12 protein-coding genes and 1 rRNA gene are annotated in these 12,339 nt (G+C 39.5%); all 13 read left to right on the top strand.

All coding sequences use genetic code 11. The features are described from left to right. The first annotated feature begins 3 nt into the window (after window positions 1-3). Entirely contained in the window at window positions 4-546 is a 543-nt protein-coding gene (gene hpt, locus BM000_RS15965) for a hypoxanthine phosphoribosyltransferase (protein WP_091500258.1), read from the top strand. 152 nt (window positions 547-698) lie between these two features. Further along, window positions 699-2,678 carry an ATP-dependent zinc metalloprotease FtsH gene (gene ftsH, locus BM000_RS15960; protein ID WP_091500256.1) on the top strand — a complete coding sequence of 660 codons (1,980 nt, stop codon included), beginning with the start codon at window positions 699-701 and terminating at the stop codon, window positions 2,676-2,678. A gap of 268 nt (window positions 2,679-2,946) precedes the next feature. Continuing rightward, window positions 2,947-3,726, top strand: coding sequence for a type III pantothenate kinase (locus BM000_RS15955; protein WP_091500255.1), 780 nt, complete (start codon window positions 2,947-2,949; stop codon window positions 3,724-3,726). Between the two features lie 2 nt (window positions 3,727-3,728). Further along, on the top strand, window positions 3,729-4,613 hold the full coding sequence (gene hslO, locus BM000_RS15950) for an Hsp33 family molecular chaperone HslO (protein ID WP_091500253.1): 885 nt from the start codon (window positions 3,729-3,731) through the stop codon (window positions 4,611-4,613). Next, window positions 4,610-5,509 (top strand): peptidylprolyl isomerase, encoded by a 900-nt coding sequence (locus tag BM000_RS15945; RefSeq protein WP_245751713.1) that lies wholly within the window; start codon window positions 4,610-4,612, stop codon window positions 5,507-5,509. Before hslO ends, BM000_RS15945 begins: the two co-directional genes overlap by 4 nt. Before the next feature lie 68 nt (window positions 5,510-5,577). Further along, a complete protein-coding gene (gene cysK, locus BM000_RS15940) occupies window positions 5,578-6,501 on the top strand; it encodes a cysteine synthase A (RefSeq protein WP_091500251.1) in 924 nt (307 codons plus the stop codon). A 559-nt stretch (window positions 6,502-7,060) separates the two neighbouring features. Next, a complete protein-coding gene (gene folP / locus BM000_RS15935; RefSeq protein ID WP_091500300.1) occupies window positions 7,061-7,825 on the top strand; it encodes a dihydropteroate synthase in 765 nt (254 codons plus the stop codon). Window positions 7,826-7,829: 4 nt separating this feature from the next. Further along, window positions 7,830-8,201, top strand: coding sequence for a dihydroneopterin aldolase (folB, locus tag BM000_RS15930; protein ID WP_091500249.1), 372 nt, complete (start codon window positions 7,830-7,832; stop codon window positions 8,199-8,201). Further along, window positions 8,194-8,706, top strand: a complete 513-nt coding sequence (gene folK / locus BM000_RS15925; RefSeq protein WP_091500248.1) for a 2-amino-4-hydroxy-6-hydroxymethyldihydropteridine diphosphokinase — start codon at window positions 8,194-8,196, stop codon at window positions 8,704-8,706. The genes folB and folK overlap by 8 nt, the downstream gene beginning before the upstream one ends. Then, on the top strand, window positions 8,676-8,885 hold the full coding sequence (locus BM000_RS15920; RefSeq protein ID WP_091500246.1) for a helix-turn-helix domain-containing protein: 210 nt from the start codon (window positions 8,676-8,678) through the stop codon (window positions 8,883-8,885). The genes folK and BM000_RS15920 overlap by 31 nt, the downstream gene beginning before the upstream one ends. A gap of 20 nt (window positions 8,886-8,905) precedes the next feature. Further along, the gene (dusB, locus tag BM000_RS15915; RefSeq protein WP_091500245.1) at window positions 8,906-9,895 is read left to right on the top strand and encodes a tRNA dihydrouridine synthase DusB; all 990 of its coding nucleotides are present in this window, start codon (window positions 8,906-8,908) and stop codon (window positions 9,893-9,895) included. 160 nt (window positions 9,896-10,055) lie between these two features. After that, window positions 10,056-11,543 carry a lysine--tRNA ligase gene (gene lysS / locus BM000_RS15910; RefSeq protein WP_091500243.1) on the top strand — a complete coding sequence of 496 codons (1,488 nt, stop codon included), beginning with the start codon at window positions 10,056-10,058 and terminating at the stop codon, window positions 11,541-11,543. A gap of 471 nt (window positions 11,544-12,014) precedes the next feature. Next, window positions 12,015-12,339: ribosomal RNA gene (locus BM000_RS15905) — 16S ribosomal RNA — on the top strand; the annotation flags it as partial.

Raw genomic sequence — 12,339 nt, 5'->3', positions numbered from 1 at the left:
AGGATGCATAGCGACATTGAGAAGATTTTAGTTTCACAAGAGGAAATTGAAGAGAAGTGCAGGGAATTAGGAGAATTATTGGCCGAGGAGTATAAAGATAAATTCCCCTTGGCAATTGGTGTGCTAAAAGGTGCCTTGCCGTTCATGTCAGATATTGTCCGGCACATGGATACATACTTAGAGATGGACTTCATGGATGTATCAAGCTATGGTGGTGGAACAAGTTCATCAGGTGAAGTTAAAATTGAGAAAGACTTGAACACAAAGGTTGAGGGACGAGATCTACTTATTGTAGAAGATATTATTGATAGTGGTTTGACACTAAGCTATCTCGTGGACTTATTTAAATATCGTAAGGCAAAATCAATTAAAGTTGTGACACTACTAGACAAACCAGAAGGCCGAACAGTCAATATTGAGGCAGATGTCGTCGGCTTTAAAGTTCCTAATGAATTTGTAGTAGGCTATGGATTAGATTATCAAGAGAAATATCGAAACCTCCCATATATTGGTGTGCTAAAGCCTCATGTATACAGCGGAGAATAAGTGATCAAAATATTATACTAAGGGCAAAATTTTTTTTAAAAAAATAACTAAAGTCGTTAAATTATGGAAATGCTGTGATCAAGTTAGTTGTCAATCCAGTTTTTTCTATGATACGATGTACTATAGTTTTCTCGTTTGGGAGGAGGAAAGTGATGAATCGTATAGTTCGGACGTTTATTTTTTACGGCGTCATATTACTAGTCGTTTTGTTAGCGTTACAGTTAATAACAGGACAAAATAATCAAACGGAAGAATTTAAGTTACACGAGTTTCTCAGTGCACTAGACAATGAGGAAATCGCTAATATGGAAATGCATCCTTCGAATGGGGTCATGCAAATCACTGGTGAATTAGATAATAATGAAGGTACCAATTTTATCACAAATATCCCAGAGAATGATCAATTGATTGAAAGAGTCACATCAATTGGTAGCAGTCAGGAAATATTAAATATACAACCAGAACCACAACCAAGTCCTTGGATTAGCTTCTTAGTTGCGATCGCACCATTTATATTCATTGTTGTTATTTTCTTGTTTATCATGAATCAGTCACAGGGTGGCGGAAACCGAGTGATGAACTTTGGGAAAAGCAAAGCAAAAATGTACAGTGAAGATAAAAAGAAAGTGCGTTTTAATGATGTAGCAGGTGCGGATGAGGAGAAGCAAGAGCTAGTCGAAGTGGTAGACTTTCTTAAAGATCCGCGTAAATTTACGGCAATTGGTGCTAAAATTCCTAAAGGTGTCCTGCTTGTTGGACCTCCAGGAACGGGTAAGACACTATTAGCAAGAGCTGTTGCTGGTGAAGCTGGCGTTCCCTTCTTTTCTATCAGTGGGTCTGATTTTGTTGAGATGTTTGTCGGTGTTGGTGCATCGCGCGTTCGTGATTTATTCGAAAATGCAAAGAAGAATGCACCGTGTATTATTTTCATTGATGAAATCGATGCTGTCGGTCGCCAGCGTGGTGCTGGTGTTGGTGGTGGACACGATGAGCGTGAGCAAACGTTAAATCAGCTTCTGGTCGAGATGGATGGTTTTGGCGAAAATGAAGGTATTATTATTATTGCTGCAACTAATAGACCAGATATTCTTGATCCAGCCTTATTAAGACCAGGACGTTTTGATCGTCAGATTACGGTTGATCGCCCAGACTTAAAAGGACGTGAAGATGTTCTTCGTGTTCATGCAAGAAATAAGCCTTTGGCTGATGATATTAGTCTAAAAACCATTGCAATGCGTACGCCTGGATTTTCAGGTGCAGATTTAGAAAACTTACTAAATGAAGCAGCGTTAGTGGCAGCGCGTAGTGATAAAAAACAAGTTGAAATGGAAGACATTGATGAGGCAATTGACCGTGTTATCGCGGGTCCTGCTAAGAAAAGTCGTGTCATTTCTAAGAAAGAGCGAAATATTGTTGCATACCATGAGGGTGGTCATACCATTATTGGTATGGTGCTTGACGAGGCAGATATGGTTCACAAAGTAACGATTGTACCACGTGGTCAAGCTGGTGGTTATGCTGTCATGCTTCCGAAAGAAGATCGTTATTTCATGACTAAACCTGAATTGCTTGATAAAATAACAGGACTGTTAGGTGGACGTGTTGCTGAAGAGATTATCTTTGGTGAGGTAAGTACAGGTGCCCATAACGACTTCCAACGTGCAACAAGCATGGCGCGTAAGATGGTAACTGAATATGGTATGAGTGACAAGATTGGTCCACTACAATTTGGTGGTGGTGGCGGTCAGGTTTTCTTAGGTCGAGACATGCAAAATGAGCCAAACTATAGTGATGCCATTGCGTATGAGATTGATCAAGAAATGCAGAACTTCATTAATCAGTGCTACGCGCGAGCTAAAGATATTTTAACTGAAAATAAAGATAAGCTTGAGTTGATTGCGCAGACACTACTTAAAGTAGAGACGTTAGATGCTGCTCAAATTAAATCATTATTTGAGAAGGGCGTGCTTCCTGATGAAGTCGTATCTGAACAGGACGGTGAACAGCCTGCAACTAAAGATGCTGATGAAGTAAAAGTTAATATAAAGGCAAAAGATGAAGAAGATCATCAAGCAGAGTTAAATCTCGATGACACAATTTCACCAGACAAGAATGAAGAAGATAACAATTAAACATCTATTATGTGATCAGTATGTAGTGCGCAATTGACTACATACTGATTTTTTTAACGGTTATGAAAAGTAGTATGGGTAAGGTGTTTTTTCTAAGGAGCACAATATGGTACCACTCTTGATAGTTGTACCAAGATGCATTTTATTTCCCAGGGAATAAGCAAATTGGAAAGTCGCTATGCTAAATGATCGCTAAACATTTGGATATTATATAAAAAACCAGTAAAATAGATTAAAATGATTTCTATAAGAATATAGGTGATGAAAAATGTTATTTGTCTTAGATGTAGGAAATACTAATACGGTATTAGGTTTATTTGATCAAGAAGAACTTGTTTATCAATGGCGAGTCAAAACGGATCGGAATAAAACGGAGGATGAATTTGCCATGCTCGTTAAGTCATTATTTGATTATCAAAGCTTGACCTTTAGCTTGGTTAAAGATGTCGTCATCTCTTCGGTTGTTCCACCGTTAATGTATGCACTTGAAAGTATGGCTGAAAAATATTTTGGAAAAAAAGCGATTATCGTTGGCAATCATCCGATTGAATCTTACTTAAAAATGAAATATCCAAACCCCCATGAACTAGGGGCTGATCGTATTGTTAATGCTGTTGGCGCTATTGATGAGCATGGTGGTCCGTTAATTATTATTGATTTTGGTACTGCCACAACATATTGTTACATTGATGAATCATCTTCATATGTTGGAGGTGCTATCTTACCTGGGATTAAAATATCCTTGGACGCACTGTACCATCACGCAGCAAAACTGCCTAAGGTTGAAATTACTCATCCGAAAAGTGTGATCGGATCAACGACGGTAGATGCTATGCAATCCGGTATTTACTTTGGCTATGTTGGTCAGGTGGATGAAATGGTTCGGAGGTTTAAAAAAGAGAGTAAACAAAATCCAACAGTTATTGCCACTGGCGGACTAGCAGAGCTAATTTCTGATGAATCAGAAACAATTGACATTGTCGATCCTGCACTAACATTAAAAGGACTTCTAAAGATTTATCAAAAGGTTAATGGAAAAGAGGTATAATTATGCGTGATTATTTAATAAAAGCTACCGCATTTGATGGTCAAATTCGTGCTTATGCGGTTCAATCGACTTTTTTAGTAGAAGAAGCAAGACGACGTCATGATACTTGGGCAACTGCATCAGCAGCACTAGGCCGAACGATGACGATTGCTACGATGATGGGAGCAATGTTAAAAGGGGACGATAAATTAACTGTTAAGCTTGAGGGGGGTGGGCCGACTGGTCCAATAGTAGCCGATGCAGGAGCAAATGGACAGGTACGAGGTTATATTACCCACCCACAAGTAGACTTTGACTTAAACGATAAGGGTAAGCTAGACGTTGCTCGAGCTGTCGGAACAACGGGGAGCTTAAGTGTGGTAAAGGATTTAGGGTTAAAGGAACATTTCACGGGACAGGTTCCGATTGTTTCTGGAGAAGTCAGTGAAGATTTTACATATTACTTTGCTACATCTGAGCAAGTACCTTCAGCCGTAGGTGCGGGTGTGTTAGTTAATCCTGATCATACTATTTTAGCGGCAGGAGGCTTTATTTTGCAACTCATGCCTGGGGCTACAGAAGAAATTATTGAGCTACTTGAAAAAAGTCTGGAAAAAATCCCTCCCATTTCTTCATTAATTCAGCAGGGTAAAACACCAGAGGATATCTTGAATTTGCTCCTTGGTGCAGAGAATCTAAAAATACTTGAAACCATGCCTGTGGAATTCTCTTGTTCTTGTTCATTGGATAGAATAAAGGATGCGATTAGAGGACTGGGGAATGAAGAAATTGAACAAATGATTAAAGAGGACAACGGTGCAGACGCGACCTGTCATTTCTGTAATGAGCACTACCATTTAACAGCAGCAGAGCTAGATCAACTAAGACAAAATGGAGAGTTGCAATGAATATAAAAAAGTTCTTATTAGTGTTTATTCTCGCTTTAATGCTAACAAATGTTGTTACGTTGTTTTTATTAAATCGAGCAAATAATAACCAAGCCGATTATGAATCGATTGAAGAAATTGATGTAAATAGTCCAGTTGCAGTCATAAATGGTGAAGAAATATTCTATAATGAATGGATGCAGTATTTAGAGGTGCGCTACGGAGAATTGGGGTTGGAGGAGTTAATTGACCGCCAAGTCGTTTCGCAGTTGGCGGAACAAGAAGGGTTATCGGTACAACCTGGGGTAATTGATTACGAGCTTGCAATGCTTGCAACGTTAGCTGGCCAGCTTCCTGAACAAAAAGTTGAGCAAATTGAAGCGAATTGGCGCAGAGATATTGAACATCAAATTCTAACAGATATGCTCCTTTCAAGTGATATTAGCATAACAGATGAGGAGGTAGGGGCATATTATGACCGCTATCAGTCTGAATATGAATTTTCTCAGCGAATTGAACTTTCTCACATTGTAGTTGATGATCAAGCAACGGCAGATCGTGTTTATGGCGAATTAGAGAATGGAGCAGCCTTTTCTGCATTAGCCAGAGAATATACAATTGATGAGGACTCGAGTGACCACGGTGGATATCTAGGCTTTTTTACGTCAACGAGCAGTTTCTTGCCAGAAGGTTATTTTGATCGCGCCTTGGATTTGGATGAATTTAGTTATACCGAACCATTCTCAACTTACCAAGGTTACGTCATTGTCTATCTGCATCGCGAACTACCTAGCATACAGCTAGGATTTAATGAGCTAGAGACTTATATTAGAGTGAAATTGGCGATGGAACAAGTTGGTGATCGCGCTTCTGTAAAGCCTTTATGGCAAGAGTTAAATGTTGATTGGATATATTGACAACGTTGTAAAGGAAGCATATAATTGTATTAAACAAATAAGAATAGTCGGAATTGGAGGTTTTTTTAATGGCAATTGCAAACTCTATTGCAGATTTAATTGGTAATACTCCGGTTGTAAAACTGAACCGCTTAACTGGGGCAGAAGATGCGGACATCTACGTTAAACTAGAATTCATGAATCCAGGTAGCTCAGTTAAAGATCGAATTGCTTTAGCAATGGTGGAGGATGCTGAAGAGAGTGGTGCTCTAACGAAAGGTGATACAATTATTGAGCCTACTAGCGGAAATACAGGTATTGGTATTGCAATGGTTGCAGCTGTAAAAGGTTATAAAGCGATATTGGTTATGCCAGATACAATGAGTTTAGAGCGAAGAAATCTGTTGCGAGCCTATGGAGCTGAACTCGTTCTAACACCAGGTGCTGAAGGGATGAAGGGTGCTATTAAAAAAGCCGAAGAGTTAAAGGAAGCCCACGGCTATTTTATGCCGCAACAATTTCAGAATGAGGCCAATCCAACAATTCATGAACGCACTACAGGTAAAGAGATTGTGGCGCAATTTGGTGAACAATTAGATGCATTTGTGTCAGGGATTGGTACTGGTGGAACAATTACGGGTGCGGGTAAGGTGCTAAAAGCAACCTATCCAAATATAAAAATTTATGCGGTCGAACCTACGGATTCTCCTGTTCTTTCAGGAGGGGCGCCAGGTCCTCATAAGATTCAGGGAATAGGTGCCGGTTTTGTACCGCAAATCTTAAACACAGAAATCTATGATGAAGTTATTACTGTAAGTAATGAAGAAGCCTATCAAACAGCCAGAGAAGCGGCACGAGTTGAAGGGTTGCTAGGTGGTGTTTCTTCTGGTGCAGCCATTTTTGCTGCTCAAAAGGTTGCAAAGAAATTGGGCAAAGGCAAGAAAGTACTTGCCGTTATTCCAAGTAATGGGGAACGCTATTTATCAACCCCACTTTATCAGTTTGAAGAATAAACTAAACTAAAACACAAATAATTTTTACCAACCTTTATAAGCACCCGAAAGATACGTTCGTTGCATAGTAGCATATTGATTTGGCTACTTCAACCCAAGTATTAATCGGATGCTTATTTCGGTTCGTCATTAAATAGCGTTGGTAAGCTAATTTTCTAAGATTAGGGGGAAGCAAAAAAGAGCCGACTCCTGCGGGAATAGCACGTGTCCGAAGATCCCTTTGAGGATGTTAGACGAAGGACGCGACATCGTGTCGTAATGTCTAACTGACTCACATCCTGTGAGCCCGAGGCCGTGCCTGTGAAAAGCGGCTCTTTTTTGCTGGAGCATTACAAACATTTGCTTAATCTGTGCTATTTGAGATACAACCCTTATTTTGAGGTTGCATCACTAGAATGTAATAGTAAGAATATTGTTTCTATTATAAAATTCGACATTAATACTGCTAAATTGCTGGTAATGGTTTAAAATAGAAGAAAAGACTAAAGGAGCGATTGACTTGCATTGTGTTGTTCCTACAAATCAAGGGCGGCTAGATTTAAGTGAAAAAACCTACATAATGGGTATTTTAAATGTAACACCAGACTCTTTTTCCGATGGTGGCAAGTATAGTGAGATAGAATCTGCTGTAAATCAAGCGCTTAAGATGGTACAGGCAGGAGCCGACATTATTGATATTGGCGGGGAGTCAACTCGTCCTGGTTTCATTCCGATTTCTGAGGATGAAGAAATAAATAGAGTTATCCCAATTATTGAGCATGTTCGAGCAGCAGTAGATGTACCTATTTCTATTGATACGTATAAAGCTAAGACTGCACATCATGCAATAGCAGCAGGTGCTAATATTATTAATGATATTTGGGGAGCTCAGTTTGATCCTAATATAGTAAAGGTAGCCGCAGAATATAAAGTCCCAATTGTTTTGATGCATAATCGTAAGCGGGCTGTCTATCAGAATTTGATTGCTGATATGAAGGATGATTTACTTAAGAGTATTCGCCTTGCGCAGCAGGCGGGAGTGGCTGATAATCAGATCATTATTGACCCCGGCATTGGTTTTGCCAAATCAGCTGGGCAAAACCTTGAGGTTATCCAAAGATTAGCTGATTTTAAGGAGTTAGGCTATCCGATTTTATTAGGGACTTCAAGAAAATCAGTGATTGGCCATTTTTTAGATTTGCCTATTGATGAGCGGGATGAGGGGACTGCGGCAACAACAAGCTTTGGAATAGTACAGGGTGCTAATATTGTACGTGTACATAATGTTGCAATGAATGCTAGAGTTGCAAAAATGACAGATGTGTTAATCGGGAAGGGCGTTTAAGTTTATGGATAAGATTTTATTAAATGGATTAACTTTTTACGGCTATCATGGTGCTTTACATCAGGAAAATGAGTTAGGTCAGCGTTTTGTTATTGATTTGGAGCTGGAGCTACCTCTTGAAGCAGCTGGAAAAAATGATGATCTGGTCAGTTCAATTGATTATGGAGAAGTCTATAACTTAACTAAAGCTATCGTAGAGGGAGCGCCATATAAATTAATTGAGGCAGTTGCTGAAAAAATAGTCTCAACATTATTTAGTGCTTTTACTAAGCTCGTTAGCTGTCGTGTTAAAGTTATTAAGCCAGACCCGCCAATACCTGGTCATTATCAGTCTGTAGCTGTTGAGATTTACAGAGATAGGAACCGCAATGAATAGGGTCTATATCGCGCTGGGTTCCAACATTTCTCCTCGAGAAGGCTATTTGAATCAAGCTGTTTTATTATTAGATAAATCTGAACACGTTCAGGTAGTAAGAAACTCTTCTATCTATGAAACTAAGCCAATGGGCTATCAAAATCAAGAAGATTTCCTTAATAAAGTTATTGAGGTTCGAACGTCATTATCTGCTGAGCAGCTTTTGTATTTTTGCCAAGAGATCGAGGAGGATTTAGGTCGTGAGCGATTAGTGAGATGGGGGCCAAGAACAATAGATCTTGACATTTTAATATATAATGAAGAGAAGATGGTGACGAATCACTTAACAATTCCGCATCCACATATGCACTTAAGAGCGTTTGTTTTAATTCCATTAGCTGAGCTTAACAACACTTTAGTCATACCGGGAATTAATCAAACAGTAGGTAAGTGTCTTACTCAAATGTCGATAGATGAAAAGAGAGGCGTTATAAAATGGATAAGTCAAGATGGGGAAAAAGAATAAAGGCCTTTCGCAAATTAAAAGGTTATACACAAATTCAGTTTTCTGATGCGATAGGCGTCTCGCTTTCAATAGTTGGTGAGGTTGAGCGCGGTCAGCGTGTGCCGTCAGAGGCATTTCTCGAACGAACAGTTGAAACGTTAGGAATACCAATTGCGGAGTTAAAGCCTCCAATTGATTAATGCTTAAAGGGGATAAAAGAATGTTTCAGATCGGCGATGTAAAGATACCGAATCAGGTAGTACTTGCGCCAATGGCGGGTGTCAGTAACTGGGCATTTCGCTTGACGGTTAAAGAGTTTGGCGCTGGACTTGTATGTGCTGAGATGGTTAGTGATAAGGGGATTGTTAACAAGAATAAAAAGTCGCTGGAAATGCTTTTTATAGACGAGGCTGAAAAGCCAATGAGCCTGCAAATTTTCGGTGGAGAAAAGCAGTCAATGGTTGAAGCTGCTCGGTTTGTTGATAAGAATACAAATGCAGACATTATTGATATCAACATGGGCTGCCCAGTGCCTAAAATCACCAAATGTGATGCAGGCTCAAGGTGGCTATTGCAGCCGGAAAAAATATACGAGCTTGTTTCAGCGGTATCATCAGTAGTTGATAAACCAGTAACGGTAAAAATGCGAAAAGGCTGGGATGATGATAGCGTATTTGCTATCGAAAATGCTAAGGCGGCAGAGGAAGCGGGTGCAAAGGCACTAGCCTTGCATGGCCGTACTCGGGAGCAAATGTATGAAGGTTATGCGGATTGGGAGATTGTAAAGCAGGTTAAAGCTTGCGTTGATATTCCGGTCATTGGAAATGGCGATATTGATTCACCACAAATTGCTAAACAACGACTTGATGAGACAGGTGTTGATGCGGTGATGATTGGTCGGGCTGCATTAGGAAACCCGTGGATTATGTATCGTATTGTGCAATATTTAAAAACAGGTGCTTTAATAGAAGAACCAACACCAGAGGAAAAAGTTAAAGTATGTCTGCTCCATGCTGATCGGCTTATTCATATTAAAACGGAAAAAGTTGCAATGATGGAGATGAGAAAACATGCTGCTTGGTATCTAAAGGATATCAAAGGCAACGGAAAAGTACGGCGCTTGATTAATGTAGTTGAAACTAGGCAAGAGCTTGAAGAGTTATTAATGGATTACGTTGCACAAGTATCTCAACAATACACTTTTTCATAATTATCATGATATATTGACATGACGTAGAGTTTTTTTTATACTGGCTTAGATTGATGACTGTCAGACTGGATTGACAGTCTTAAATTTGTTTTTTAATTAAATTGCTAATTATTTTATATGCACTTATTATAAAAAAATGTAGAAATGGGAGTGAGATATAATGTCAGAAGAGTTAAATGAACACATGCGGGTGCGGTTAGATAAGCTCAACGCTATGCGGGATCAAGGATTAGATCCATTTGGTGATAAATTTACTAGAACACATGTAGCAACCGAATTACAGGAAAGTTATGATCAATTTTCTAAAGAAGAATTAGAGGAAAAAAGAATTGCTACAACTATCGCCGGTCGTATTATGACGAAGAGAGGTAAAGGTAAGGCTGGTTTCTCTCATATTCAGGACTTAAGTGGTCAAATTCAATTGTATGTCCGCAAGGATGCAATTGGTGATGAAGCGTATGAGTTATTTAATACCGCTGATCTAGGTGATATTGTAGGCGTAAGTGGAACTGTTTTTAAAACGAATGTTGGTGAGTTATCAATTAAAGTTAGTGAATTCGCAGTTTTAACAAAGTCATTACGTCCATTACCTGAGAAATTCCACGGTTTAAAAGACGTTGAACAGCGTTACCGCCAGCGCTACCTAGATTTAATTACTAACCAGAATAGTAAAGAAACATTTATTCTACGTAGTAAAATTATTCAATCAATGCGTCGTTATTTAGATCAAGCGGGTTTCTTAGAGGTTGAAACTCCGATGATGCATAGTATTGCAGGTGGCGCTTCTGCTCGCCCGTTTATTACGCACCACAACGCCCTAGATATTCCCCTTTATATGCGGATTGCAATTGAGTTGCATTTAAAGCGACTGGTTGTAGGAGGAATGGAAAAGGTTTATGAAATTGGGCGAGTCTTTCGAAATGAAGGTGTCTCTACTCGACACAATCCAGAGTTTACGATGCTTGAGTTATATGAAGCATACGCAGATTATCACGATATTATGACTCTAGTTGAAAATATGGTGGCGCACATAGCTGAAGAAGTAACTGGTGCTAGTACAGTGACCTATGGTGAAGATCAAATTAGTCTAAGCCCAGGCTGGAAACGTGTGCACATGGTTGACGTAATTAAAGAATATACGGGTGTTGATTTTTGGGCAAAGATGACTGATAGTGAAGCTAAGGACTTGGCAAAAGATCACGGAATCGCTATTAAAGACAGTATGACATTTGGCCATATTGTTAATGAATTCTTTGAGCAACGTGTTGAAGAGCATCTAGTACAGCCGACATTTATTTTTGGTCATCCAGTTGAGATCTCCCCATTAGCTAAAAAGAATAAGGAAGATGGTCGCTTTACCGATCGTTTTGAACTATTTATTGTTAGACGGGAACATGCAAATGCTTTTTCTGAGTTAAATGATCCAATTGATCAGAGAGAGCGTTTTGAAGCTCAAGTTAAAGAGAAAGAGCAAGGTAATGACGAGGCTCATGAAATGGATGAAGACTTTCTTGAAGCTCTTGAATATGGTATGCCGCCAACGGGTGGCCTAGGCATCGGTATTGACCGACTAGTTATGCTATTGACGAATGCGCCATCTATTAGAGATGTTTTACTATTTCCACAAATGAAAAACAAAGATATTTAAGGACGACCCTGCTTTGTAATTTTGCAAAGCGGGGTTTCTTAAATAATGGAACGAGAACGGACAGTGCTTGATACTTTGCTTTTATTATAAGATCTTAGCTAAAACAATAGACTAATTTGGGTATAGTATATAGAAATGCTGTTTTATTTTAAAATATATTTTAAAAACATATTGACCTATTAATTACAACATGGTATATTAATCAAGTCGCCAAAATTGGTAAGAATAAAAGGCGAAAACAATTTAAAAAAAGTTGTTGACATCTTGTTTTATCTTTTATATAATATAAAAGCTGTCGCAAGAGAACAGCACAACCAATTGAACATTGAAAACTGAACAAAACAACCAGTGTGTTAAGAAAAGAAGTAAGACAAAAGCTAGTGCTTTTAAGCGAGCAAAATGGATCATCGACTAAGTACGCAACGTCCTGTTGCAACGTCGATGCCAGCACATCCGTGTGCTAGTAAACACTTTAATGAGAGTTTGATCTTGGCTCAGGACGAACGCTGGCGGCGTGCCTAATACATGCAAGTCGAGCGCAGGAAGCAGTTTAGATCCCTTCGGGGTGACGAGTTGTGGAATGAGCGGCGGACGGGTGAGTAACACGTGGGCAACCTACCTGTAAGACTGGGATAACTCCGGGAAACCGGGGCTAATACCGGATGATCCTTTGACTCACATGGGTTAGAGGTAAAAGGCGGCTTTTAGCTGTCACTTACAGATGGGCCCGCGGCGCATTAGCTAGTTGGTGAGGTAACGGCTCACCAAGGCAACGATGCGTAGCCGACCTGAGAGG

The sequence above is a fragment of the Amphibacillus marinus genome (genome assembly GCF_900110345.1).
Classification (GTDB): domain Bacteria; phylum Bacillota; class Bacilli; order Bacillales; family Amphibacillaceae; genus Amphibacillus_D; species Amphibacillus_D marinus.
The sequence above is the reverse complement of the archived record's forward strand: the minus strand, read 5'-3'. Positions and strand labels throughout refer to the sequence as shown.